Raw genomic sequence first — 24076 nt, forward strand, 5'->3', positions numbered from 1 at the left:
ATTGACCGACATCTGGACCGTCCGCAGCCTGAAGGCGGCGCTCGACACGTCCGAGCCTGCGAAAGCCGGCGAGTTTTCCGCGCGGATCCTGGAAGGCGCGGACCCGGTGTTGCTGGTGACGATGCACCACCACGGCGACCTCGAACTGTTCGTCAACGTCAGCGAGGCGCAGATCGCGTGCTCGACTTTGCTGTGGCCCTGCGACGAGCAGGAGGATCAGCTGGCGTTCAACACCTTCCTGTTGAAGTCGCAGAAGCTGGTGCCGCTGTCGAACTTCGGGATCGGTACGGTCGATGGCCGAGACTATTACGAGTTGTTCGGCGAACTGGCGACGTCGAGCCCGCTCGATACCGTGATCATCGAACTGCGCACGCTTGCCGAGAATGCGATCGATGCGGCCACCGACCTGCGCCACGCGCAGATTCCCGCCGCCTGATTTAGATACAAACGGAGAGACTGGCATGGCCATCTGGAGCAAGCTTTTCACCCTCGGTCGTGCTGGCGCGCACGAAGCGGGCGCGGCGGTCGTCGATGCGAACGCGCTGCGTATCCTCGACCAGGAAATTCGCGATGCCGACAAGGCGCAGGGCAAGGCACGCGACGATCTCGCGGGGCTGGTAGCGCGCCGCCGCATCCTCGAAACCGAAGTCGAGAGCTTCCGTGCCCAGGCGACGAAGTACGAGGCTTCGGCGCGGATCGCGGTCGAGAAGGGCAACATGGATCTCGCGCGCCAGGTCGCGCAGCGGATCGCCGATCTCGAACAGGACATCGCGCTAAAGTCCCCACAGGTCGAGGACATGCGGGCCGCCGAGGAGCAGATCCACACCGCCGTCGCGCAGACCGATCGCAAGATCGAACAGCTCCGCCGCGAGGTCGAGGTCGTCAAGGTCAACGAGTCGGTGCAGAAGGCGCAGGCCTCGGTCGCGTCGGGCAGCATGGGCGCCGGCAACAAGCTCGGTTCGGCGGCGGACAGCCTCGCGCGCATCCGCGAGCGGCAGGCGATCCGTGGCGAGCGGATCAAGGCAGCGGGTGAGTTGGAAGACCGTCGCACGGGTGCCGATCTCGACGAGAAGCTGCGGTTAGCGGGGATCGGGCCGGGCCAGTCCTCGGCGGACGATGTGCTCGCGCGCCTGACCGCGCCGAAGACCCCGCAAGTGGGCCAGACGCTGCAGATCGAGCAGCGCGACGACTCCAAGACGTCGGACTCCTGATGCGCCGGATCGCGGTCGACCCGCGCGGCGACTGGCGCGAGCGGGCCGACGCGATCGGGTTCGTCTATCACGATACGGACGGTGAACCGTACTGGGACGAGGGCGCGGCCTACGCCTTCACGCTGGCGGAGATCGAGGACGACCTCGAACCCGCTGCCGAACAACTGCATGCGATGTGCCTCGATCTGGTCGACGAGGTGGTCCGCGATCAGCAACTGATGGAACGCCTCGCGATCCCGCGCGAGCAGTGGAACTACGTCGCCGAGACGTGGCGAACACGTCAGCCGTCGCTCTACGGCCGGTTCGACTTCGCCTATGACGGGACCGGGCCGGCCAAGCTCTACGAGTATAATGCCGACACGCCGACATCTGTATTCGAATGCGCGACGTTCCAGTGGATGTGGCTGGAGAATCTGCTTGCCAGCGGTGCGCTGCCGGCGGGGACGGACCAGTTCAACAGCCTGTTCGACAAGCTGCGCGAGCGGTTCCGCGCGCTGTTCCCGAGTGGCGGCTTCGTCCATTTCGCGGCGGATGCGAGTGCCATCGAGGATCGTCAGACAGTACGGTTCTTCGAGGATCTGGCGTCGCAGGTCGGGATCGAGCCGAAGTTCGTCGAGATGAAGGATATCGGCCTCGCCGCCGACGGCCGCTTCATCGATACCGATGGCTACGAAGTGCAGGCGGCCTTCAAGCTGTATCCGTGGGAGTTCATGCTCCGCGAGCCCTATGCGCCCAATCTCTCGCGCGCCGACGTGCGCTGGATCGAGCCGGCGTGGAAGTCGATCCTGTCGAACAAGGGCATCCTGCCGCTGCTGTGGGAACGCCATCCGGAGCACCCGAACCTGCTGCCCGCGTTCTTCGACGACGATCCTGCTGCGAAGATTCTCGGGCCGAAATATGTGCGCAAGCCGCTGTTTTCGCGCGAGGGTGCGAACGTCGAGGTGATCGGCGAGGACGGCCACGCGGTGCTCGACCAGGGCTATGGCGCCGAGGGCGCGATCCGGCAGGCCTATGCGCCTCCACCCGTGTTCGACGGCCGCCATCCCGTGATCGGCGCGTGGATGGTCGGCAACGAAGCCGCGGGGATCGGCGTTCGTGAAGATGAAACGGTCGTGACGCGCAATCTCGCGCGGTTCGTGCCACATATCATCGAGGCGAATGATGACTGACGCGCGAGACCTCCCCCCGCTGCCGCCAATGGAGCGGCTGGTCGAACTAATGTTCGACGCGGCGCGGACGGGGCGGGACGAGATGATCCCGGCGTTGTTGCAGGCGGGCGTCGATATCGAGGTGACCGACGCGAAGGGCTACACGCCGCTGGTGATCGCGAGCTACAATGGCCAGGCTCCGGCCACCGCGGCGCTCCTGGCGGCAGGCGCGCAGGTCGACGGCGGAGCCGACGCGCGCGGCAATACCGCGCTGATGGGCGTCTGCTTCAAGGGCTATACCGAGATCGCACAGATCCTGCTCGACGCGGGTGCTGACGTTAACCGGCGTAACGGCGTCGGACAGACCGCGCTGATGATGGCGGCGCTGGTGAACAAGACGGCGGTCATCGACTTGTTGCTGGAGCACGGCGCGGACCCGAGGATTGCGGATGCGGCGGGGAATAGCGTGCATTCACTGGCGGTGTCGCAGGGTAATGCCGAGTTGGCGTCGCGGTTCGCAACGACCTGTTAGTCCCTACGCTACCACCCCGGCGAAGGCCGGGGCCCAATTGGAAAGGTCGCAGTAACGGAAGACTGCGCGTCGTTAGCACCGTTTCCCACTTGGACCCCGGCCTTCGCCGGGGGGGGGAACTCGTGAAGGTCTTGCGGATCAATCCGCCCCATACGTCTTCGGCAACACCGCCCCGACATGCGCTTCGCCCCGCGCCTCAGCCAACCGCATCTGCCGCTCGCGCTCCGCATAACCCGCCCGCTGCGTATCGTCCCGCGCGTCATGACACGCCGGGCAACTCACCCCATCGACATACAGCGGCGACGAACGATCCTCCGCACTCACGGGCATCCGGCATGCACGGCAAAGAACATGACTTCCCAACGCAAGCCCATGTCCAACCGCAACCCGCTGATCGAACACGAAACACTCCCCCTCCCACAGGCTCTCCGCCTCGGGCACGGTTTCCAGATATTTCAGGATACCGCCCTTGAGGTGATACACATCGTCCAGCCCCTCGGCCTTCAGGAACGCAGTCGACTTCTCGCACCGTATCCCGCCGGTGCAGAACATCGCGATCTTCGGGGGGGGGCCGTGCCCGACCAGTTCGTCACGATGCTCGCGAAACCATGCCGGAAAGTCCCGGAACGTCCGCGTCTGCGGATCGACCGCGCCGGCAAACGTGCCGACAGCGACCTCGTAATCGTTGCGCGTATCGATTAGGATCGTCCCCGGCTCGGCGATCAGCGCGTTCCAGTCCTCGGGCTCGACATAATGGCCGACACCCCCCAGCGGATCGATCGAAGGCTCGCCCATCGTCACGATCTCGCGCTTCAGCCGCACCTTCATCCGGTGGAACGGCATCACCGCGGCGCGCGACTCCTTGACGTCAAGGTCGGCGCAGCTCGGCAGCGCGCGGATATGCATGAGCACCGAGTCGATCCCCTCTTCGGACCCGGCGATAGTCCCATTGATCCCCTCGGCGGCGAGCAGCAAAGTACCCTTCACGCCGTTGGAACAGCACACCAGCGCGAGCGGCGGCTGGATCGCGGCGATGTCGGCGAACGGCGTGAAGCGGTACAGCGCCACGACGCGGATGGGGAGGGTTTCGGTCATCGGTTCATCGTGCAGGGGAGGATGTGCGCTCCCTTAGCGCAAGTCGCCCGCCGCGTCAGCCTGCGGTAACGATCATCCCGTCGACCACCGCGACCGGCCAGGGCGTCAGCCGCGTACCCCCGCACGGTCCGCCGACACAGACTCCGCTGTCGATCTCGAACAACGCGGAATGCCAGCTACACGCGATCAGGTCCCCACGCGGCGTGAGATACTCGTCGAGCACCTGCGCGAGCGGCAGGCCCATATGCGGGCAACGGTCGACATAGCCGAACACTGCGTCGTCCTTGCGCACGACGAAGCCGTGGAAGCGCCCGGCACGCATCTGGAGTACGAAATTCCGCGCCTTGCCGTCGGCAATCGCGTCAAGCGGCGCGAGCTTTATCCCGCCCGGCGTGGCTGTCAGTCGTTCGCCGTCGCTCATGCGCGGTCAGCGTCCGGCTGCCGGTCCGGATGCGCGGCGGCAAAGGCGGGGAGGGCGCGGGCCTTATCAGCGGCGCTCTTAAGGCGCGGATAGGGCGAGAGGTCGACCGCGAACCGCTCTGCCGAGTAAATCTGCGGCACCAGATGGCAGTCGGCGATCGTCGGCGTCGCACCAAACGCGAAGCCGTCGCCGTGCCGCGCGATCAGCGTCTCCAGCGCAGCAAACCCGTCGCCGATCCAGTGGGCGATCCAGCGGTTCACCGCCGCCTCGTCCGCCCCGAACTCGGCGCGCAAAGCGTTCAGAATACGGAGGTTGTTCACCGGGTGAATGTCGCATGCGATCGTCGACGCCATCGCGCGAACGATCGCCCGACCATCCACACCGACGGGGAGCAACGGTGGATCGGGATACGCCTCGTCGATCCATTCCAGGATCGCAGGGCTCTGCGTCAGGACTGCATCGTCGGTCTCCAGCGCCGGAACGAGCCCCTGAGGATTGAGCATCCGATACTCGGGCTCGCGTTGCGCGCCGGTGCGGAGATCGTGCGCAACCTGTTCGTACGCGATCCCCTTCAGCGCCAGCGCGATCCGGACGCGGTAGGCGGTGGTCGAGCGCCAATAGCCGTGTAGCGTGAGGTTCACTTCGGCAGCACCGCCTTCGGGAAATCCGACCAGACCGCGTCGTAATCCAGCTGCGAATGCTCGAGCGCATAAGCGGTCGGCTTATACGGCCAGCAGCTCTCCAGCATGAACGCCATCGTGCCGTCGATCTTGTGCGGCTTCAACTCCGCCGCGCTCGCACCCTGCCAGCTTGCCAGATCCGGCCCGTGGCCCGACATCAGATTGTGGAGCGAAATCCCGCCCGGCGCGAACCCCTCCGCCTTCGCATCATACGCACCGGTGATCAGGCCCATAGCCTCCGACATGACGTTGCGGTGGAACCACGGCGGCCGGAAAGTCCCCTCGGCGACCATCCAGCGCGGCGGGAAGATCACGAAATCGGCGTTCGCGCGGCCCGGCACGTCGCTCGGCGAGGTCAACAGCGTGAAGATCGACGGATCGGGATGGTCGAAGCTGACCGTATTGATCGTGTTGAATCGCGACAGATCGTACCGCCAAGGCGCGAGGTTGCCGTGCCATGCGACGACGTCGAGCGGCGAGTGATCGAGCGTCGTAGTCCACAGCGATCCCATGAACTTCTGGACGACCTCGACCGGCTCGTCGCGGTCCTCGAACCACGCGACCGGCGTCTCGAAATCGCGCGGGTTGGCGAGGCCGTTGGCGCCGATCGGGCCGAGATCGGGCAGGCGGAACAGCGCGCCGTGGTTCTCAGCGACATAGCCGCGCGCTTCGCCGTCGGGGAGTTCGGCGCGGAAGCGGACGCCGCGCGGTACGAGCGCGATCTGGCCGGCCGCGATGTCGATCCGCCCGAGTTCTGTGAGCAACCGTAGACGTCCGGACTGCGGCACGAACAGCAGTTCGCCGTCCGCATCCATGAACACGCGGTCGGTCATGTCGGTGTTCGCGGCGTAGACGTGGAGTGCGACGCCTTCCAGATCGGCGGGATCGCGGTTGGCGAGCATCGTCGTCATGCCGTCGATCAGGTCGGTACCGGGGGCAGGCGCTTCGATCGGGTCCCAGCGCAAGCGATTGGGCGCGAGCGGCGCGTCGGTGGTGCCGGGCGCAAACAGCTTGGCGCCGGCGTAGCGCTCGAACGGCGGATGCTCCGCGGTCGGGCGCATCCGATAGAGCCAGCTGCGGCGGTTCTCGTGGCGCGGTGCGGTGAACGCGGTGCCGGAGAGCTGCTCGGTGTAGAGGCCGAACGCGGGGCGCTGCGGCGAATTGCGGCCGATCGGGAGAGCACCGGGGATCGCCTCGGTCGATACGTGATTGCCGAAGCCGGGCTGGTACGCTCCGTGGTCGTCGGTCTGGCCGGCGGTCTCGCCTGCGGCATTGGTCGGCTGGTGGATTGTCATGGCTTCCTCTCCGTCACCTGTTCCGATCAACGCCCGAACCGCCGGCCGTTCAAACTCTTTTCTAACCGCAGCCCCGTCGGTCACGGCGAAGCCGTGCCCTATGGGGCGGCTCCGTCCGCGCCGGCCGGTCGACGGCAGCGCCTGCGCGCTGCATCTCGACCGAAGTTGCGCTTCGATCCTCGATCAGGCGTCGACGGTGATCACCCCGCGGCGGATCTGATCGAGCTCGATGCTCTCGTACAACGCCTGGAAATTGCCGTTGCCGAAGCCCTCGTTCCCCTTGCGCTGGATGATCTCGAAGAAGATCGGGCCGAACATGTTCTCGGTGAATATCTGCAGCAACAGCCCCTCCTCGCCGACATTGCCGTCGATCAGAATGCGGTTGCGGCGCAGGCGTTCGAGGTCGTGGCCGTGGTTCGGCACGCGCTTGTCGACCAGTTCGTAATAGGTCTCGATCGTGTCCTGCAGCTTGACGCCGCGCGCGCGCAGCTTCTCGACCGTCTCGAAGACATCGTCGGTGGTCAGCGCCAGATGCTGGATACCCTCGCCGTTATAATCCTTGATAAATTCCTCGATCTGGCTCTTGTCGTCCTGGCTCTCGTTCAGCGGGATGCGGATCGCACGGTCGGGCGCGATCATCGCCTGGCTGAACAGGCCGGTCGCCTTGCCCTTGATGTCGAAATACTTCTGCTCCTCGAAGCCGAAGATCTGCCCGTAGAATTCGGCCCACGTCCGCATCTGGCCACGCTTCACATTGTGTGTGAGGTGATCGAGCAGGTCGAGCCCGACGTTGTTCTCGGCTTCAGCTTCGGCCGCGCCCGGAACCTGGTTCCAGTCGTCGTACAGGCTGCCGGCCGCGCCGTGCTTGTCGACCAGATACAGCAGCGAACCGCCGATCCCTTCGAGCACGTAGCTGCCCTCGCCGAGCGCACCCATGCTAGCATCGGCTGCCTTGGCGCCGCGTGCAAGCGCCGCGTCGAACGCTTCCTTGGCGTCGTGAACGCGGAACGCCATGCCGCTTGCCGACGGGCCATGATCCGCACGGAATGCCGCCGCATGGCCACCGTCTTCACGGTTGAGCAACAGGTTGATGCGGCCCTGCTTGTAGCGCGTGACGGCCTTAGTCGGGTGGGTCGAGGCGGCGACGAAGCCGAACTGCTCGAACTGCGCGGCCATCCGGTCGGGATCGGGCGAGGTGAACTCGGCGAACTCGAACCCGTCGAGACCCATCGGGTTTACGTCCATATGGTCCATGATCACATCCTGACAGTTGGTATCCGTTGTTACCAATCTGGCGGGTTGAACAACTGGTGTCAATCGTTACGATTTTGATATGCCCAACTCCGATGCCACCCGCGCACTCGTCCTGGACGATTTCATCCCGTATCGCCTGTCGATCACCTCCAACCTCGTCAGCGAGGCGGTGGCAGACACGTACGAGGCACTGTTCGGGCTGACGATCCCGGAGTGGCGGCTGGTCGCTGTGGTCGCCGAGGCGGACGGGATCACGCAACAGCAGGTCGGGCAGCAGACGCGGATGGACAAGGTGACCGTCAGCCGCGCGGCGATCGCGCTGGTCGAGCGGGCGCTGATGCAGCGGCATGCGAATCCGGAGGATCGCCGCTCGCATCTGCTGAAGCTGACTGATGACGGTCACACGCTCTATGCGTCTGTCGCACCGAAGGCGCTCGATCTGGAGCGCCGGATTTTTGCCGGGTTCTCAAGCGCGGAGGTCGAACAGTTCGTCACGATGCTACGCCGGATCGACGCGGTGACGATCGACCTCGTTCATGACACCCACGGCGGCGTTGGCGACCAGAGACCGCGCAGGTAATCGAGCAGCGCGGTGGTACCAGACGACACCGGCCCGCGCGCATGCACCGCGTAAATCCCGACATCCGCCGAACCAGCCAGTTCCGGGAGCACACGCACGAGCCTACCGCTCGCCAGATCCGCGCTGACGTCCCATAGCGAGCGTAACGCGATGCCGACGCCGGCCAGCGTGAGTTCGCGGACGACTTCGCTGGAATTGGTCGCAACATAGCTCGGGCGATCGATCGTGACCTCCCCCTCGGGGCTGGCCAAGCGCCAGGGCATCTGCCCCTTCGCCGCAAGCAGGCGGTGGTTCGTAAGCTCGGCCGCGTCTCGTGGTGCGCTATAGCTTGCTGCGGCGCAGAGGACGCGGCGGCTGTCGGCGAGACGATACCCCGTAAGGCTCGGCGGGACCGCAGGCGCGATCCGGATGGCGAGGTCGAGCCGGTCGCCGATGACGTCGGAGAAGCCATCGGACAAATCGAGGTCGAGTTCGATCGCCGGATACGCGTCGAGGAACGGCTTCAGGTGCGGCGCGATGTGGAGGCGACCGAACGACGTGGGGGCGCTGACCCGCAATGGTCCAGCCGGCGTATCCGTACGGTCCGACACGCGCGCTTCCACGTCGCGGATCGCTGCGAGAATCTCCACCATGTCGCGGTGATAGGCAGCACCCCGCGCGGTGAGGTCGAGGCGGCGGGTGGTACGGTTGAGCAACCGCACGCCAAGCCGTGCCTCCAGTCGCGCGATCCGCTTCGAGACCATCGCCGGCGAGATACCCATCGAACGCCCCGCCGCGCTGAGGCTGGCGGTCCGGACCACTTCGGCGAAGAGCACGATGTCGGGATCCATTCGTTCTCCAGGCGATCAACAGCTTTCGGTTTATGGTGTCTAGTGGCGAAGGTGGCGGGCGTCTATTGTGTTGCCCAAGTATAGGAGAGCAGCATGGCCGAGATGATCGAAAAGGCGGGTCTGACGATCGCCGCATCGCTGGTAGACTTCATCGAGACCCAGGCGCTGCCGGGCACGGGTCTTGAAGCCGGGGCGTTCTGGCAGGGCGTGTCCGACATTTACGCCAGGTTTGCGCCGGAGAACGCTGCGCTGCTGGCGGTTCGCGACGAACTGCAGGAAAAGATCGACGCGTGGCACGAAGCCCGCGCCGGCAAGCCGATCGACCAGTCCGCGTATCAGGCGTTCCTGCGCGAGATCGGCTATCTGGTCGACGAGCCCGCGCCCTTCGCAGTCGCGCCGAGCAACGTCGATGCGGAGGTCGCCTCGCTCGCCGGCGCGCAACTGGTGGTGCCGATCCTGAATGCCCGCTTCCTGCTCAACGCCGCGAACGCGCGGTGGGGGAGCCTGTACGACGCGCTCTACGGCACCGACGCGATCCCTGGCGCGGCGTCCGGCAAGGGCTATGACGCCGCCCGAGGCGCGCAGGTGATCGCATGGGCGAAGGCATTCCTCGACGATGCCGTGCCGCTGGCTAGCGGGTCGTGGACCGACTGGACCGGTGGCACGCCGCAGCTTGCCGAGCCGAGCCAGCTCGTCGGGCATGCTGGCGTTAATATCCTGTTGCGTCACAACGGCCTGCACATTGAACTGGTGATCGATCCTCAGCATCCGATCGGGCGCGACGATCCTGCGAACCTCGCCGACGTCGTCCTCGAATCCGCGCTGAGCACGATCGCGGATCTCGAGGACTCGATCGCCGCGGTCGATGCCGAGGACAAGGTCGCCGCCTACGCCAATTGGCTCGGGTTGATGAAGGGCGACCTGGCCGCCAGCTTCGACAAGGGCGGCCGTACGGTCACGCGGTCTCTCGAACCCGACAGGCAGTACACCGGCCCCGACGGTAGCGCCTTCACGCTCCCCGGCCGCAGCCTGATGTTCGTGCGCAACGTCGGCCACCTGATGACCACGCCCGCGATCCTGCTCGCGGATGGCAACGAAGCTCCCGAGGGTATCCTCGACGGCATCGTCACGTCGCTGATCGGCTTGCACGACCTCAAGAGCACCGGCCCGATCCGCAACAGTCGCGCGGGCTCGATCTACATCGTCAAGCCGAAGATGCACGGTCCCGACGAAGCCGCCTTCACCAACCGGCTGTTCGACGCGATCGAAGACCTGCTCGGTCTCGCGCGCCACACGATCAAGGTCGGCGTGATGGACGAGGAGCGGCGCACCTCGGCCAATCTCGCCGCCTGCATCGCCGCGGTCAAAGACCGGGTGGTGTTCATCAACACCGGCTTCCTCGATCGCACCGGCGACGAGATGCACACGTCGATGCGCGCCGGCCCGATAATCCGCAAGGGCGAGATGAAAGCCTCGTCGTGGATCAAGGCGTATGAGGATCGCAACGTCCAGATCGGGCTCGCCTGCGGGCTCAGCGGCAAGGCACAGATCGGCAAGGGCATGTGGGCCGCGCCGGACCGGATGACGGACATGCTCGAGCAGAAGATCGCGCATCCGATGACCGGCGCGAATACCGCCTGGGTGCCGTCGCCGACCGCGGCCACGCTGCACGCGACGCACTACCACCGCGTCGACGTGTTCGCGCGACAGGCGGAGCGCAAGGCCGAGCCCGTCGCCTCGCTCGATGCGCTGCTGACGATCCCGGTGGCGACCGGGCACAACTGGCAGCCCGACGAAGTTCGCGAGGAGCTGGAGAACAACGCGCAGGGTATCCTCGGCTATGTCGTGCGCTGGGTCGACCAGGGCGTCGGCTGTTCTAAGGTGCCCGATATCCACGACATCGGCTTGATGGAGGACCGTGCGACGCTGCGGATCAGTTCGCAGCACATGGCGAACTGGCTGCTCCACGGCATCGCCACGCCCGACGAGGCGGATGGGGCGCTGCGGCGGATGGCGGCGAAGGTCGATGCGCAGAATGCGGGCGATCCGCTGTACCGGCCGATGGCAGGGCATGAGGGCGACAGCCTCGCGTTTCAGGCCGCCCGCGCGCTCGTGTTCGATGGTCTGACGCAGCCGAGTGGGTATACCGAACCGCTGCTCCACGCGTTCCGCGCGCGGGCAAAGGATAGGGACGCTGCCTGATGCCACTCTACGCGATCGAAGGAAAACGCCCTACGCTGGCTAACGACGTCTGGGTCGCGCCGTCCGCCGACGTCATCGGCGACGCACGGCTGGGGGAGGGGGCGAGCGTCTGGTTCGGGGCGGTGATCCGCGCCGACAACACGCCGATCTTCGTCGGGGCGCGGACCAATATCCAGGAAGGCGCGATGCTGCACTCCGACCCCGGTGCGCCGCTGACCGTCGGCCAAGGCTGCACGATCGGCCATCACGCGATCCTTCACGGCTGTACGATCGGCGACAATGTCCTAGTCGGGATGGGCGCGACGATCCTCAACAACGCGGTGATCGGCGAGAATTGCCTGATCGGTGCTAATGCGCTGGTGACGGAGGGCAAGGTGTTTCCGGCGGGAAGCCTGATTGTTGGCGCGCCTGCGAAGGCCGTACGGGACTTATCGCCCGAAGCGATCGCCAGCCTGAAGGTATCGGCCGCAGCCTATGCGGCCCGGCAGCGCGTCTATGCCGAAGGGCTTGAACGGATCGACGACTAGGGGCCAGCGCACAGCGCTGGCCCAGTCACTTCACAGCCCGAAGCGCAGCGTTGCGCGGAAATCACGGCCGGCGAGCGGCGCGAAGTCCTTGAGGAAGCTCGTCGCGCGCCGAGCATTCACGTCGAACAGGTTGTTCGCGCTCAGCAACAGCGTCGTCTTCGAATCCTTGCCGAACGGGCTAAGTCCAATCGACGCGTTGACCATCGTATAGTCGTTGGTCTTCGTTTCGAACGCGGCGATCCGGTTCTGGTCGAACACGTGCTCGACCTCGACGCGGCCGTTGATCCGGTCGCCTTGCGCCTCGATCCCGCCGAGCACACGCATCGGCGGAATGCGCGGGACGGGGCCCTGGTCGACGATGTTGGCATGCACGTAATCGCCCAGCACGTCGGCGTTGACCGCATAGCCGCCGATCTGCGCCACCTTCACCGAAGCATCCGCCTCGAACCCGTAATAGCGGGCGTCGGCCTGCTGATACTGGAAGCAGGGCAGGTCGACCACGCGGCCCGACGGATTGGCCGCCGCCTGGCACACCGACGCCGCGACCTGATTCTCCGAGATATAGTTCGAGAACCAGTTGTAATAGGCCGACGCGTCGAAGCTGAAGCCGTCGCCGTGCGCGTGCAGCGTGCCTTCGAGGCCCCAGGACTTTTCCAGCTTGAAGTCGGGGTTGCCGAGTTCATACGCCTGCGTGCCGGCATGCGCGCCGTTCGCGAACAACTCTTCGGCCGACGGTGCACGCTCGGTCCGCGACCCATTCAGGCCGACGCGGATGCTGTCGGTGAGTGCGTAGGAGGCGCCGAGCGAGCCCGATACCGAATGATAGCTCTGGCTCCCCCGGAAGAAGCGCAGATCGTCCTCGGGCGTCCGTGCAGCGAGATCGGTGATCTCGTAGCGCACGCCACCCTCGGCGCGGAACTTGCCCGATTCATACTGCTGGAGCGTGAACAGGCCGGTCTGGTTGGTCTCGTTCTTCGGCAGGAAGGCCTCGTCGCCGACCACGTTGAAGATCCGGTTGTAGAACTGCACGCCCGACGCGCCCTGCCAGCCGCCGCGGTTCGCCTGGACGACTTCGAGGCGCCCTTCGAGGCCCTTGTTGTAGAACGCGGTGCCGACCGAATTGTCTTCTTCCAGCTCGAAGTGACGATAGCTCGCCTGGCCGACGCGGACACGGATCTTCGAAAACACGTCGCCGCCGGTATCGATCTCGCCGCGCAGGTCGACGCGGTTCTGGACGACGTCGAGACGCGGTGCCTCCTGCTCTTGGCCGGCTTGCGTGGCGTAGCGGATGGGCACGCCGTACAGGCTGTCATAGTGGCTGTACGACACGCCGAGGCTGCCATTGTCGGTGATGATCGAGGCGCCGGCGCCCGCGGTCCAGGTTTCCGACTGCGTATTGGGGAGCTTGCCCTTCAACTGCGCCGAGGCGGCGTAATCGATCGGATCGGCTTCGTTGGGGTCGATGGGCTGCGTGGCGGCCGTCGCCAGCGCCTGCGCGCGGGCGTCGCGCGACAGGATATAGCCGCCGGTGCGCAGGTCGCCGGATTTCAAATACGAGCCGTCCGCATGCAGAACGAGGTGCTGGCCGACCGCGACGTCGCCGGCCATGCCGCCCGACCGCTCGTTCGCCGCCGAGCCATAATTGGCGATCCCGTTCAACCGGTAGCCGTTCTCGGGCACCGACCTCGGAATGCGCGTGTCGATCACGTTGACGACGCCACCAACCGCCGACGTGCCGTAGAGCAGCGCGCTGGGCCCGCGCAGGATTTCGATGCGCTCGGCGAGCAGCGGGTCGATGATGACCGCGTGGTCGACCGATGTGTTCGACACGTCGATCGAGCCGATACCGTCGGTCAGCACGCGGATGCGGTCGCCCTGGAAGCCGCGCAGGATCGGACGCGAGGCACTGGGTCCGAACGAACTGGCCGAAACGCCGGGCTGGCGTGCGAGCGTCTCGCCGAGCGACGGACGCAATTGACGCGTGAGTTCCTGGCCAGTCAGCACCGTCGTACCCTGCAACACGTCGCGCTCGCTGGTCTGGAGCGGCGCAGTGACGATGATGTCGCGCTGGTTGGTCGAGCCGACCGATGCCGGAGTAGGGGCGGGCGTCGTGGTATCCGTGGCGACCGTCTGGGCGTGAGCCTGAGGGGCGAGGAGCGCAGCCAGGGCGGTGGCGCCGAACAGCATCGTCTTCATGAAATTCCCTTATCGTCGTCGGGGTATCGTCCCAGTACGACTCGTTGGGTAAATTTGATGATACATCATATCAAGTGACAATCTTGCCATGTACGCACTTGGTCATCGCGCTGTTACTGCAATGCAACACAGATCAAGACCTGCTTAGCGAGACTGGATCGCGCGGTCAGGCCAACGCCTGCGCAGCGGGCAGCACCTCTGCCTGCGCAGCGGGCAGCACCCGCGCCAGCCGCTCCGCCCACGCCGCGCACCCCTCGCTCGACCCCAGCAGATCCTGCCGAATCTCGATCTCCGCATACAGCCGCCGCTGCGGATACGCATGACGCGGGATGGTGTAGTCGATCAGGTCCATCCGGTACGGTTCGTTGTCGCCCACCACCAGATCCACCTCGTCGCGCAACACGTCGAGCAGCGCGTGTGCGAACCCGGTGTCGCCGCCGTCGTGCAGGATGCCGATATGCCAGGGCCGCGCCTGATCCCGCAACGCGCCCTTCATCGCCGGCGTGAAGCTGTGCAGCGCGACCAGCATTGTCGTCATGCCGGCCGCATCGCGCCGCGCGATCTCCGCCGCGATCGCCGCCTGATACGGTGTGTGGATCTCGGCGAACCGCGCGGCGCGATCGACCTCACCAAGCGCAACATTCCCCGGCACCACGGTTCCGTCGCTGATCTCGGCGATCAGATCCGGCTGGCTCGGACTCCGGTTGCAGTCGATCACCAGCCGCGAATAGGTCTGGCGGACGAACACCGCGTCGAGCCTCTCCGCGAGCAGCGCCCCCAGTTCGCCGATGCCGATGTCCCAGCCGATATGCCGCGACAGCTCCGCATCGCTCAGGCCCAGCGACCCCAGCGCCTTCGGTACGGCATTTCCCGCATGATCGCCGATCAGCAGGAACGATGACGCGCCTTTGGGGTTGACCACCACGACCGGTGCGGCATCTTCGGTCCCAAGCAGCGTTTGGCTGGCAGTGCTGTTCATGCGACGTGGATCCTCGATGCCATCTCTAACGCTCTCTCATGTAACCAAATACTCGTATCGCCAACCGGTTGCATTCGGCGAGCACCGGATCATGGTCCGGCCGCGCGAAAGCTACGACCAGCATCTGATCGACACGCAGCTCACGATCACGCCGGAGCCCTCCGACGTCCGTTGGCTGCACGACGTGTTCGGCAACGCGGTCGCGATCGCCACCTTCGACAAGCGCGCCAAGGACCTCGTGATCGACAGCCGCGTCCGGCTCGATCACACCCCCGCCGAACTCCAGAACGTCGATATCGAACGCTACGCGCGCTTCTATCCGTTCACCTATTCGTCGGAGGAGATGCCCGACCTGCTCCGCTCGATCGAGCGCCAGCATCACGATCCGCTGCGCGAGATCGACACCTGGGCGCGGCGGTTCGTCGCGCCGGGCGGGCAGACCGATACGCTCGCCATGCTCTCGGAGATGACCGCGGCGATCAAGCGCGAGTTCACCTATGTCCAGCGCCCCGAGAAGGGCACGCAGTCGCCGATCGAGACGCTCGCCAAGCGCAAGGGCACCTGCCGCGATTATGCGATGCTGATGATCGAGGCGGTCCGCGCGCTCGGCTTCGCGGCACGGTTCGTATCGGGCTATGTCTACAATCCGACACGTAGAGAACATCGCACCGGGGGCGGCAACACGCATGCCTGGGTCCGCGTCTACATTCCCGGCTCGGGCTGGGTCGAGTTCGATCCTACCAACGGGATCGTCGGCAACCGCGGTCTCGTCCGCGTCGCCGTCGCGCGCGACATCTACCAGGCGGTGCCCGTCTCCGGCACCTGGAGCGGCTTTCCCGGCAGCTTCCTCGACATGAGCGTGTCGGTCGACATCACCGTCGACGAAGATGAGGCGGCCAGTCAACAAACATCACTAACAGCTTGAATAGGGGGACATCGATGCTGATCCGGGCCGGCTATGACATTCGTTTCGAAACCGACGTCGAAACCCCGATGCTGGCGATGCTCAGCGTGCATCCGTCGCGCAACAAGGATCTGGTGACGCCGCACCGGCTTGCCGCCGATCCCGATGTGCCGACCTATGATTATCTCGACGCGTTCGGCAACGTCTGCACGCGGTTCACGGTGCCGAGCGGCGGCCTCACCTTGTCGTGTGACTTCACGATCGAGGACAGCGGCCTGCCGGACCCGGTCTCCCCCGACGCCGTCCAGCACGCGGTACAGGACCTCCCCGACGACATCCTGATCTACTTGCTCGGCAGCCGCTATTGCGAGACCGACCGCCTGTCGGAGACTGCCTGGTCGCTGTTCGGCCACGTCCCCGCCGGTTGGCAGCGCGTTCAGGCGATCGTCGACTTCACGCACAACCATGTCGAGTTCGGCTATCATTTCGCGCGATCGACCAAGACCGCGTGGGACGTGTACCAGGAACGGCAGGGCGTCTGCCGCGACTTCGCGCATCTCGCCGTTACCTTGTGCCGATGCATGAATATCCCCGCACGCTATTGCACCGGCTATCTTGGCGATATCGGCATCCCGCCGGTCGACGCGCCGATGGACTTCTCCGCTTGGTTCGACGTGTATCTCGGCGGCGCGTGGCACACGCTCGACGCGCGGCATAATCGCCCACGGATCGGGCGGATCCTGATGGCGCGGGGCCGCGACGCCACCGATACCGCGCTGACCACCAGCTTCGGCCCGGCGCGGCTGATCGGCTTCGACGTCCACACCGACGAGGTCGACGCGCCAGGCCGGGTCGAACAGGCGGGCTAAACCGGCTATGGCGTCAAGTTAGGCCTTGTCGCATGTAGCGCGTTCGGCCTAACGGCACCGATCCCCTAACTTATGCCGCGATGCACAACATGACCTCGACCCCAGACCAGTCCGCCCCATCCCAGCCTGCCCCGTCCAACGCAAACGCGCTGCTGTTGCAGGCGATCGCGCTGCGCCAGTGCATCACCGCGACCTATAATCGGATGGTCTGCACGCTGGCGCCGCACATCCTCTACACCAAGCATGACGACGTGTTCGTCGACGCGATCACGCTGGAGCGCGACGGTCAGCCTCCAAAGGAGATCAAGCTCGGCACGTTCAAGCTCGCCGGACTGAAGGATATCGAGGTGATCGATCGCCCGTTCGTCCCCGACGCGATCTTCAACCCCGGCGACATCAAGTACGACCGCGTCACGCTGTTCGTAGTAGACCGCACCTGACCTACTAGCGATCCTCCCCCGCCAGGGGGAGGTGGCAGGCGTGAGCCTGACGGAGGGGGAGGACACGGAACAGCGGTTCCTCTTTCCTCCCCCTCCGTCACCTTCGGCGACACCTCCCCCTAGCGGGGGAGGATCAGAATCTCCCTAAACCGCAGGCGGCAACCAGGCCGTCTCGATCTCGCCATAGCGATCGGTAAACCCGGTCGCCGCGACCAGCGCCGCCTCGTCGACGATCCGCACCCGCCGCCCGGTCCGCTCGATCACGCCTGACTTCTCCAGCGCCCGGATCGTCCGGTTCACATGCACCTTGGTCAGCCCCAGCGCATCGCCGATATCGGTTTGTGTCAGCGGCAGGTCGAATGAGTCGACGATCCCGCCCGCCGTCACGCGCAACCGCGCCATGATGTCGAGCAGCAACGTCGACAGCCGCTCGCTCGCGCCCATCCGTCCGATCGTCGTCAGCCGGTCGCTCATCGCGACGTTTTCCGCCGCGGCGATCGCATACAGCAGCCCGGCGATCCGCGGTTGCGCGCGGAACAGCAGCCCGAGTTCGGTCTTTGGCAATTCGATCACCCAGCAATCCGAGATCGCGGTCAGCGTCGCCGCCGCCTGCGACCAGGCCATGCTCGACGTACCGATCAGGTCGCCCGCATAATGAAATCGCAGGATCTGCCGGCCGCCGGTGATCAGCTTGGTCGAGGAGTGCAGCCACCCCTGGCGCACGACGTACAGCGCATGGCTCTCGCCACCTTCCGCCATCAGGATGTCGCCGGCCTTCAAGCGCCGTTCGCCGCGCTCGGCCCGCGTGATCGCGTCACGCTCCGCATCGGTCAAGTCGAGATGTCGACCAAGCCGTGCGATCAAACCGCTCAATTGCATTGCATCGCCCCCTTTGTACTCCCGGCGTTGCACCAACCACGCGCGCGGCGAAAGAGGGAATGCAATGTGATGTCCGTCGCGGAACCGGACGGGGGGATGGATTCTTCGCCGTATCGCGTCGTAGCCGTGTTGCAACCGTCACGCAGACTTGGGCTGCAAGCAAACGGGATCATTCAGTATTTCTCAAAGCGGTCATTATCACCGGTCCGACACGCGCCGCGATCCGGTCGACGCCGTTGCGGTTGGGATGGACATGATCGGCCTGCATCAACTGCGCCTTGCCGATTACGCCATCGAGGATGAACGGGTACAGTGTCGCGTTATAACGCTTGGCAAGATCGGGCCAAATGCCGTTGAACTGCACCGCAAAATCCGGGCCCAGATTAGGTGGCGCCATCATACCCGTCAGCATGACCGGAATGCCGCGACGCTTCGCTTCGTCCATCATCGCCGTCATGTTGGCGCGTGTCTCGGCCGGCGAAATCTGCCGCAGCACGTCGTTGCCACCGAGTCCGATCACCACGAGGTCCGGTTTGCGCTTCATGTTGTCGAGCGCGAACGCGAACCGCTGCCGTCCCGCCCCGCTGGTATCGCCCGATACCCCGGCGTTTACGATCGTCGCGTTGATACCGTCCTTGCGCAACCGGTTTTGCACCGTATCCGGCAGGCTCTGCCCGCGATCGAGGCCGTAACCGGCATACAGACTGTCCCCGAATGCAAGGATCAGTCGCTCGGGACCCTGCGGCGCTGGGGTCGCAACAACCGGCGAAATCGCGTTCGTCGCCGGCGGCGGGGCAGGGGCCTCGGGTGTTCGATCGCAGCCGGCCAGCAGCCCCGCTTGGAGAAGCGCCAGTCCGCCCCCATAAAGAGGCCAGCGTCCCATCCGTTTCTCCAAGATATTGGTCTCCATGTCCGAACCTGCTTCCGTCGATATGGTGATCTCGGCGCGCGATGTCACGCTGACACTCGGCGCATCGACTGCCGCGACGACGATCCTCAAGGGCATCGATCTCGACATCGCCCAAGGTACCAGCGTCGCGCTGCTCGGGCCTTCGGGGTCTGGCAAGTCGTCGCTGATGGCGGTGCTCTCCGGCCTGGAGCGCGCGACCAGCGGCCGGGTCGAAGTCGCCGGGCTTGATTTTGGCAAGCTCGACGAAGACGCTCTGGCCCGCGCGCGGCGTGGACGCATCGGGATCGTCCTCCAGGCCTTCCATTTGCTGCCGACGATGACCGCGCTCGAGAACGTCGCCGTGCCGATGGAACTGGCCGGGATGCCCGACGCGTTCGATCGAGCAGAAGCCGAACTCGCGGCGGTCGGCCTCCCGCACCGGATCGGCCACTACCCCACGCAGCTTTCCGGTGGCGAGCAGCAACGCGTGGCGATCGCCCGCGCGCTCGGTCCGCGTCCGGCGCTCGTCTTCGGCGACGAACCGACCGGCAACCTCGACGCCGCCACCGGCGCCTCGGTCATGGATCTCCTCTTCGACCGCCGCGCCGCGACCGGCGCTACGCTGATCATCATTACCCACGATCCGGTACTCGCGGCGCGCTGCGACCGCATCGTCGAACTCGCCGACGGCCGGATCGCCGCGGATCGCTTGCGGTGAGCGAATGGCGGCTGGCGTGGCGGCTAGCCCGTCGCGAACTCGATCTTCGCTTTCGCGGGCTGCGGCTTCTGCTGGCATGCCTGTTCCTTGGCGTCGGCGCGCTGGCCGCGATCGGCAGCCTGACGCAGTCGATCGACGCCGAGCTTGCTTCCCGCGGTAGCGCGATCCTGGGCGGCGATGTCGAGTTCGGTACGTCGCAGCGTGCCGCGACGCCTGACGAGCGCGCGGCGATGGCGCGGCTCGGCACGGTGTCCGAGACCGTCCGCATGCAGGCGACCGCGATCCGCGGCACCAACAGCGTGCCGGTCCAGCTCAAGGGCGTCGACGCGGTCTATCCGCTCTACGGCACGCTCGCCGTACAGGGTGGATCGGTCGCGAAGGTCGACGATCCCAAGACGATCTGGATCGTCCCGGCCTTGGCGCAGCGGCTTGGCGTTGGGCCCGGCGCGCGCGTACGGCTGGGGACCGCGGACTTCACCGTTGCCGGCGTGATCGCGAATGAACCTGACCGGCTGGGCGAAGGCTTCACGCTCGGCCCCGTCGCGATCGTCTCGATGGCGGGCATAGCGCGGACCGGTCTGGTCCAGCCCGGCAGCCTTTACGAGAGCAAGTACCGCGTCCGGCTGTCGCCAAGCGCCTCGCCGACGACCGCGGTCGATCGGTTCAAGGCGGCATTCCCGACCGGTGGATGGGAAACCAAGACGCGCGACCGTGCCGCGCCCGGTGCCGAACGCTTCGTCGATCGCATGGGGCAGTTCCTGTTGATGGTCGGGCTGTCCGCACTCGTCATCGCCGGGATCGGCGTCGGCAACGGCGTCTCCTCCTACCTCGCCGCCCGCCGCAGCAGCATCGCGGCGTTGAAGGTTCTCGGCGCGACGTCTGGTCTGATCGCCAAGATCTACCTCCTCGAAGTGGCGGTCGTGGCGGCGATGGGGATCGTTCTTGGTCTGATCGCGGGTGCGGTGACGGTGCCGTTGATCGTCTGGCTCGCAGGCGACGTTCTGCCGGTGGCGCCGCGCTTCTCGCTCCAGTTCGTCCCGCTCGCGCTCGCCGCTGCTTACGGCATGCTGATCGCGCTGGCCTTCACCGCGCCACCCCTGATCGAGGCGGGCAGCATTCCCGCGGCGGGCTTGCTCCGCGGTGTCTTCGGCAATCGGTCGGTCCCTTTACGCCGGACCTTGCCCTGGGTCCTCGGTGCCGGAGCCGCGATCGTCGCGCTCGCGCTGTCGACCGCGGACCAGCCAGGCCTCAGCGCTGGCTTCCTCGCGGCGGTGGCGGGCGTGCTGCTGGTATTGGCAGCGTTCGGCTGGGCGGTACGCAGAGTCGCCGCAGCTCTTCCCCGTTCGCGCAAGCCGTTGCTCCGGCTCGCCATCGCTGGGCTCCACCGCCCCGGCGCGCGGACCGGCACTCTGGTCGTTGCGCTGGGGCTCGGCCTGACACTGTTCGTCCTGCTCGCCGGCATCCGCACGAGCATCGACGCGAACATAGAGCTCACCGTACCCAAGCGCGCGCCGGCGCTGTTCGCATTGGACGTTCCGCCCGACCGCGAGGCTGAGTTCCGGCGGACCATCGAAGGCGTCGCTATCCACCCGGTCATCCGCACCGTGCCCGCGATGCGCGGTACGATCACCGGCTACGGCACGACGCGTGTCGCTGATCTCAAGACGCTCCCCGATGGCGCATGGGCTTTACGCGGCGAACGCGGGCTCACCTATTCTGCAACCTTGCCCGAGGGCAGTGAACTGACCGCCGGTCGGTGGTGGCCGCGCGAGTACAGCGGACCGCCGCTGGTCTCGATCGACGAACGACTGGCCAAGGTGCTCGACCTCAAGATCGGCGATCCGCTTTCCTACACCTTGCTTGGCGTCGAGCGGACCGCGCACATCGCATCGTTCCGCCGGATCAGCTGGGACACACTCGGCTTCAACTTCGTGATGGTGTTCTCGCCTAATGCGATCCAGGACGCGCCGCATAATCTCGCGGCGACGATCGAGCTCGCACCGGGGCAGGAAGCGCCCGTGATGCGCGCGCTGCTGCCGCGCTTCCCATCGGTATCAGTGATCGAGGTGCGCGGCGTGCTGGGTCAGGTCCGCGATATCGTCTCGCAGATGGCGACCGCGATCACCGCAGCCGCGTCGGTGGCGATCCTTGCCGGGATCGCGGTGCTGATCGGCGCGATTGCGGCGGCGCGAGAGGCGCGGACCTATGACGGCGTGATCCTGCGGACGCTCGGCGCGACCCGGCGGCAGGTGCTCGCGGTGCAAGCGCTTGAATACGCGTTCCTCAGCATCGTGCTGTCGGTGCTGGCATTGCTGTTGGGGCTGGGTGGCGCCTGGTATGTCGTGACGCAGCTCTTCAGTTTCGAATGGCGCCCGGACTACGCGACGGTGTTGGCGACGTTGCTGGGCGGGGCGGGGTTGACGATGGTGATCGGCTTGATCGGTGCGTGGCCCATTCTCGGCGCACGGCCGGCGCAGGCGTTGCGGCAACTCTGAGGGTCCGTTTGTGTCCGCGCGGCGTTGGGGGGCAATACACCGGAGGGGGCAAGACGCTAAGCATGAACGAAACACCATCCGAGCATCAGGCCACCAGCCCCTGGTCGATGTCGGCACGCGAATGGTGGACGGTCCTGAAGCGCACTTGGGCCGAGGGGAACGACGACAATATTGGCCTGATCGCGGCGGGCACCGCGTTCTACGGGTTCGCCGCGATCGTCCCGCTGCTGGCATCGGTGGTGCTGGTCTACGGGCTGGTCGCCGACACTGCGACGGTGGTCGCGAACATCCGCGCGCTGTTCAACGTCCTTCCCGACGACGCCGCCCGCGTGATCGGCGATCAGCTCGCGACCGTCGTCAATACGTCGGAGGGCAAGAAGGGTTTCGGCCTGGTCATCGCGCTGGGGATTGCCTTGTACGGCGGCACGAAGGGCGCATCGTCGATCGTCACTGCGCTCAACATCGCTTATGAAGAGAAGGAGACGCGAGGGTTCATCGCGCTGAACCTGCTGGCGTTCGCAATCACAGGTGGTGCCGTTTTGCTGGCCTTAATCGCCGCCCTGTCGACCGCGGCATTCGCGCTTCTCGACAGCCTGATCCCTGGCGCTCCCGAAATCCTGCTTCTGGCGATCCGTCTCCTCAGCTACGGCGTGCTTGCCTCGTTGGGCGTCACCGCGGCGGCTTGCCTGTACAGGTTTGGTCCCAATCGTCACAAGGCCAAATGGGCGTGGCTGACCCCCGGATCGCTGACCGCGACGGTGATATGGCTGGGCGCGACGATCGGGTTCGGCATCTACGTCTCGCGCTTCGGCAATTACGGTGCGACCTATGGCTCGCTGAGCGCGGTCATCGTGCTGCTCACGTGGTTGTGGTTGTCGGCCTATGTGTTCCTGCTTGGCGCAGAGCTGAATTCGGAGCTCGAACACCAGACGACGAGCGACACGACGACCGGTGCGTCGGCTCCGATGGGCGCACGAGGCGCGACCGTCGCCGACACGGTCGCTACTGAGGTCGCGCCTCAGGCAGTTGCTCGATCTGTAGAGAAAGACGGGGCAGGGGTCTTGGCAGTTGCGCATTTGAGCGGCGTACAGGCAGGGCTACCCGCATCGCTTCTGGCGCTCGTCGGGCTGAGGTCTATCCGTCGCGGTTCACCGATCGCGGGGCTCGGCATGATCGCGATCGGCGCAGTGCTCGCACATCGCAAGCATATTGCATCCGGTCAGGTGACAACGAACCCGCGAGACAAAACCTGATGGCCTATGGTCAGTCTACCAAGCTGTTCTTCGATGGCGGATGCCGGCCAAACCCCGGCCCGATCGAATGCGCAGTCGTTCGCAAGGGCGTCATTCATTACCGCCACGATCTGGGTGACGGCAGCAACAACGACGCCGAATGGCTGGCCGCCATCCATGCGCTGGAAGTGGCAGTGCAAAGCGGCGACCGCGATATCACGCTGCTCGGCGATTCCACGCTGGTCGTCACGCAAGCCAACGGCACGGCGCGGTGCCGTTCGCCAGAGTTGGAAGCACACCGGGCAAGGTTCGCGGAATTGGCCTCGGATTTCGATCGGCTTCGCATACGGCATATCGGCCGAACCCAGAACCTCGCCGGCATAGCGCTCGCCAGGTTGCATCCTCGCTAAGGCGAGCAACTCCCATCTAGCCGCGCTGGGCCGTTGAAGCTCGTTTTTCCGAAAACCGACCCGAAACTGTAAAAAAGCGTTTGACGGTTCTGTGAACCCCGCCTAGAGGGGTGTCACCGCAGCGGAGTGCCTTACGGGCTTCTACCGCGGTCGCAAAAAACCAGATGCTGCAAGCTTTCTCGGAAGGGAGGGTTGTGCGAGTGTCGGTATTTTTGTCGGCTCTTTGACATTGTAGGTTAAGATGAAGGGACATGTGGGCGGCGGCTTGCGGTTCTCGGGCTCCTCAAGGG

At 65.6% G+C, this 24076-nt stretch carries 24 protein-coding genes; 14 read left to right on the top strand and 10 right to left on the bottom strand.

From position 1 onward, the window contains the following. Nucleotide 1 precedes the first annotated feature (1 nt). Genes C8J40_RS16655 through C8J40_RS16670 form a run of 4 tightly spaced genes read left to right on the top strand, consistent with a single transcriptional unit; the run spans nt 2 to nt 2891 of the window. Nucleotides 2-436, top strand: coding sequence for a YjfI family protein (locus C8J40_RS16655; protein ID WP_056058971.1), 435 nt, complete (start codon nt 2-4; stop codon nt 434-436). A gap of 25 nt (nt 437-461) precedes the next feature. After that, nucleotides 462-1211, top strand: coding sequence for a PspA/IM30 family protein (locus C8J40_RS16660; RefSeq protein WP_056049207.1), 750 nt, complete (start codon nt 462-464; stop codon nt 1209-1211). Continuing rightward, complete coding sequence (locus C8J40_RS16665; protein WP_132897954.1) at nt 1211-2380, top strand: glutathionylspermidine synthase family protein; 1170 nt, start codon at nt 1211-1213, stop codon at nt 2378-2380. Before C8J40_RS16660 ends, C8J40_RS16665 begins: the two co-directional genes overlap by 1 nt. Further along, a complete protein-coding gene (locus C8J40_RS16670; RefSeq protein ID WP_347812484.1) occupies nt 2370-2891 on the top strand; it encodes an ankyrin repeat domain-containing protein in 522 nt (173 codons plus the stop codon). Before C8J40_RS16665 ends, C8J40_RS16670 begins: the two co-directional genes overlap by 11 nt. A gap of 138 nt (nt 2892-3029) precedes the next feature. Here C8J40_RS16670 and C8J40_RS16675 read toward each other — a convergent pair whose 3' ends face one another. From C8J40_RS16675 to hppD, 5 genes are all read right to left on the bottom strand, one after another. Continuing rightward, nucleotides 3030-3986 (bottom strand): rhodanese-related sulfurtransferase, encoded by a 957-nt coding sequence (locus C8J40_RS16675; RefSeq protein ID WP_132897956.1) that lies wholly within the window; start codon nt 3984-3986, stop codon nt 3030-3032. Between the two features lie 55 nt (nt 3987-4041). Beyond that, complete coding sequence (locus C8J40_RS16680) at nt 4042-4407, bottom strand: Rieske 2Fe-2S domain-containing protein (protein ID WP_132897957.1); 366 nt, start codon at nt 4405-4407, stop codon at nt 4042-4044. Then, the gene (maiA, locus tag C8J40_RS16685; RefSeq protein WP_132897958.1) at nt 4404-5048 is read right to left on the bottom strand and encodes a maleylacetoacetate isomerase; all 645 of its coding nucleotides are present in this window, start codon (nt 5046-5048) and stop codon (nt 4404-4406) included. Before maiA ends, C8J40_RS16680 begins: the two co-directional genes overlap by 4 nt. Continuing rightward, nucleotides 5045-6382: a homogentisate 1,2-dioxygenase gene (hmgA, locus tag C8J40_RS16690; protein WP_132897959.1), complete on the bottom strand. Its 1338-nt coding sequence runs from the start codon at nt 6380-6382 to the stop codon at nt 5045-5047. Before hmgA ends, maiA begins: the two co-directional genes overlap by 4 nt. Nucleotides 6383-6565: 183 nt before the next feature. After that, on the bottom strand, nt 6566-7636 hold the full coding sequence (gene hppD / locus C8J40_RS16695; protein ID WP_132897960.1) for a 4-hydroxyphenylpyruvate dioxygenase: 1071 nt from the start codon (nt 7634-7636) through the stop codon (nt 6566-6568). 79 nt (nt 7637-7715) lie between these two features. On the opposite strand from hppD, the gene C8J40_RS16700 reads away from it, so the two are divergent. Then, a complete protein-coding gene (locus tag C8J40_RS16700; protein WP_207901252.1) occupies nt 7716-8216 on the top strand; it encodes a MarR family winged helix-turn-helix transcriptional regulator in 501 nt (166 codons plus the stop codon). Here the strand turns inward: C8J40_RS16700 and C8J40_RS16705 are convergent. Next, entirely contained in the window at nt 8171-9046 is an 876-nt protein-coding gene (locus tag C8J40_RS16705) for a LysR family transcriptional regulator (protein ID WP_132897961.1), read from the bottom strand. The two genes, C8J40_RS16700 and C8J40_RS16705, sit on opposite strands and share 46 nt — an antisense overlap. Before the next feature lie 102 nt (nt 9047-9148). Between C8J40_RS16705 and C8J40_RS16710 the strand changes: the two genes are divergently transcribed. Next, nucleotides 9149-11248 carry a malate synthase G gene (locus C8J40_RS16710; RefSeq protein ID WP_132898000.1) on the top strand — a complete coding sequence of 700 codons (2100 nt, stop codon included), beginning with the start codon at nt 9149-9151 and terminating at the stop codon, nt 11246-11248. After that, nucleotides 11248-11775, top strand: coding sequence for a gamma carbonic anhydrase family protein (locus C8J40_RS16715; protein ID WP_132897962.1), 528 nt, complete (start codon nt 11248-11250; stop codon nt 11773-11775). Before C8J40_RS16710 ends, C8J40_RS16715 begins: the two co-directional genes overlap by 1 nt. Nucleotides 11776-11805: 30 nt before the next feature. Here C8J40_RS16715 and C8J40_RS16720 read toward each other — a convergent pair whose 3' ends face one another. Together C8J40_RS16720 and C8J40_RS16725 are read right to left on the bottom strand one after the other, a co-directional pair. Beyond that, the gene (locus tag C8J40_RS16720; protein ID WP_132897963.1) at nt 11806-13971 is read right to left on the bottom strand and encodes a TonB-dependent receptor; all 2166 of its coding nucleotides are present in this window, start codon (nt 13969-13971) and stop codon (nt 11806-11808) included. A gap of 166 nt (nt 13972-14137) precedes the next feature. Continuing rightward, the gene (locus C8J40_RS16725) at nt 14138-14950 is read right to left on the bottom strand and encodes an N-formylglutamate amidohydrolase (protein ID WP_132897964.1); all 813 of its coding nucleotides are present in this window, start codon (nt 14948-14950) and stop codon (nt 14138-14140) included. A 16-nt stretch (nt 14951-14966) separates the two neighbouring features. Between C8J40_RS16725 and C8J40_RS16730 the strand changes: the two genes are divergently transcribed. The 3 genes from C8J40_RS16730 (at nt 14967) to C8J40_RS16740 (ending at nt 17163) form a co-directional block, all read left to right on the top strand. Then, nucleotides 14967-15875, top strand: coding sequence for a transglutaminase family protein (locus C8J40_RS16730; protein WP_132897965.1), 909 nt, complete (start codon nt 14967-14969; stop codon nt 15873-15875). Between the two features lie 14 nt (nt 15876-15889). Then, complete coding sequence (locus C8J40_RS16735; protein WP_132897966.1) at nt 15890-16723, top strand: transglutaminase family protein; 834 nt, start codon at nt 15890-15892, stop codon at nt 16721-16723. 203 nt (nt 16724-16926) lie between these two features. Next, on the top strand, nt 16927-17163 hold the full coding sequence (locus C8J40_RS16740) for a hypothetical protein (protein ID WP_235982616.1): 237 nt from the start codon (nt 16927-16929) through the stop codon (nt 17161-17163). 144 nt (nt 17164-17307) lie between these two features. Here C8J40_RS16740 and C8J40_RS16745 read toward each other — a convergent pair whose 3' ends face one another. After that, nucleotides 17308-18036 (bottom strand): Crp/Fnr family transcriptional regulator, encoded by a 729-nt coding sequence (locus tag C8J40_RS16745; protein WP_165911489.1) that lies wholly within the window; start codon nt 18034-18036, stop codon nt 17308-17310. 175 nt (nt 18037-18211) lie between these two features. Beyond that, nucleotides 18212-18952 (bottom strand): arylesterase, encoded by a 741-nt coding sequence (locus C8J40_RS16750; RefSeq protein WP_243693447.1) that lies wholly within the window; start codon nt 18950-18952, stop codon nt 18212-18214. Between C8J40_RS16750 and C8J40_RS16755 the strand changes: the two genes are divergently transcribed. The 4 genes from C8J40_RS16755 to C8J40_RS16770 all read left to right on the top strand — a co-directional run bounded on the left by C8J40_RS16755 (nt 18951) and on the right by C8J40_RS16770 (nt 23786). Continuing rightward, nucleotides 18951-19649 carry an ABC transporter ATP-binding protein gene (locus C8J40_RS16755; RefSeq protein ID WP_243693448.1) on the top strand — a complete coding sequence of 233 codons (699 nt, stop codon included), beginning with the start codon at nt 18951-18953 and terminating at the stop codon, nt 19647-19649. The genes C8J40_RS16750 and C8J40_RS16755 overlap by 2 nt on opposite strands. Then, nucleotides 19646-22144 carry an FtsX-like permease family protein gene (locus C8J40_RS16760; protein ID WP_132897968.1) on the top strand — a complete coding sequence of 833 codons (2499 nt, stop codon included), beginning with the start codon at nt 19646-19648 and terminating at the stop codon, nt 22142-22144. Before C8J40_RS16755 ends, C8J40_RS16760 begins: the two co-directional genes overlap by 4 nt. 62 nt (nt 22145-22206) lie before the next feature. Then, nucleotides 22207-23397, top strand: coding sequence for a YihY/virulence factor BrkB family protein (locus tag C8J40_RS16765; protein WP_165911490.1), 1191 nt, complete (start codon nt 22207-22209; stop codon nt 23395-23397). Next, nucleotides 23397-23786: a ribonuclease HI family protein gene (locus tag C8J40_RS16770; RefSeq protein WP_132897969.1), complete on the top strand. Its 390-nt coding sequence runs from the start codon at nt 23397-23399 to the stop codon at nt 23784-23786. Before C8J40_RS16765 ends, C8J40_RS16770 begins: the two co-directional genes overlap by 1 nt. Nucleotides 23787-24076: the final 290 nt, after the last annotated feature.

The organism is Sphingomonas sp. PP-CC-3A-396, assembly GCF_004343105.1.
Lineage (GTDB): Bacteria > Pseudomonadota > Alphaproteobacteria > Sphingomonadales > Sphingomonadaceae > Sphingomonas.

Coding starts and splice junctions, on each gene's coding strand:
- C8J40_RS16705 (WP_132897961.1), bottom strand. CDS start 9,046: ATGGATCCCGACATCGTGCTCTTCGCCGAAGTGGTCCGGACCGCCAGC.
- C8J40_RS16765 (WP_165911490.1), top strand. CDS start 22,207: ATGAACGAAACACCATCCGAGCATCAGGCCACCAGCCCCTGGTCGATG.
- C8J40_RS16730 (WP_132897965.1), top strand. CDS start 14,967: ATGCCATCTCTAACGCTCTCTCATGTAACCAAATACTCGTATCGCCAA.
- C8J40_RS16735 (WP_132897966.1), top strand. CDS start 15,890: ATGCTGATCCGGGCCGGCTATGACATTCGTTTCGAAACCGACGTCGAA.
- C8J40_RS16670 (WP_347812484.1), top strand. CDS start 2,370: ATGATGACTGACGCGCGAGACCTCCCCCCGCTGCCGCCAATGGAGCGG.
- C8J40_RS16660 (WP_056049207.1), top strand. CDS start 462: ATGGCCATCTGGAGCAAGCTTTTCACCCTCGGTCGTGCTGGCGCGCAC.
- C8J40_RS16720 (WP_132897963.1), bottom strand. CDS start 13,971: ATGAAGACGATGCTGTTCGGCGCCACCGCCCTGGCTGCGCTCCTCGCC.
- hppD (WP_132897960.1), bottom strand. CDS start 7,636: ATGGACCATATGGACGTAAACCCGATGGGTCTCGACGGGTTCGAGTTC.
- C8J40_RS16750 (WP_243693447.1), bottom strand. CDS start 18,952: ATGGAGACCAATATCTTGGAGAAACGGATGGGACGCTGGCCTCTTTAT.
- C8J40_RS16715 (WP_132897962.1), top strand. CDS start 11,248: ATGCCACTCTACGCGATCGAAGGAAAACGCCCTACGCTGGCTAACGAC.
- C8J40_RS16755 (WP_243693448.1), top strand. CDS start 18,951: ATGTCCGAACCTGCTTCCGTCGATATGGTGATCTCGGCGCGCGATGTC.
- C8J40_RS16665 (WP_132897954.1), top strand. CDS start 1,211: ATGCGCCGGATCGCGGTCGACCCGCGCGGCGACTGGCGCGAGCGGGCC.
- C8J40_RS16700 (WP_207901252.1), top strand. CDS start 7,716: ATGCCCAACTCCGATGCCACCCGCGCACTCGTCCTGGACGATTTCATC.
- C8J40_RS16740 (WP_235982616.1), top strand. CDS start 16,927: ATGGTCTGCACGCTGGCGCCGCACATCCTCTACACCAAGCATGACGAC.
- hmgA (WP_132897959.1), bottom strand. CDS start 6,382: ATGACAATCCACCAGCCGACCAATGCCGCAGGCGAGACCGCCGGCCAG.
- C8J40_RS16725 (WP_132897964.1), bottom strand. CDS start 14,950: ATGAACAGCACTGCCAGCCAAACGCTGCTTGGGACCGAAGATGCCGCA.
- C8J40_RS16770 (WP_132897969.1), top strand. CDS start 23,397: ATGGCCTATGGTCAGTCTACCAAGCTGTTCTTCGATGGCGGATGCCGG.
- C8J40_RS16710 (WP_132898000.1), top strand. CDS start 9,149: ATGATCGAAAAGGCGGGTCTGACGATCGCCGCATCGCTGGTAGACTTC.
- C8J40_RS16680 (WP_132897957.1), bottom strand. CDS start 4,407: ATGAGCGACGGCGAACGACTGACAGCCACGCCGGGCGGGATAAAGCTC.
- C8J40_RS16675 (WP_132897956.1), bottom strand. CDS start 3,986: ATGACCGAAACCCTCCCCATCCGCGTCGTGGCGCTGTACCGCTTCACG.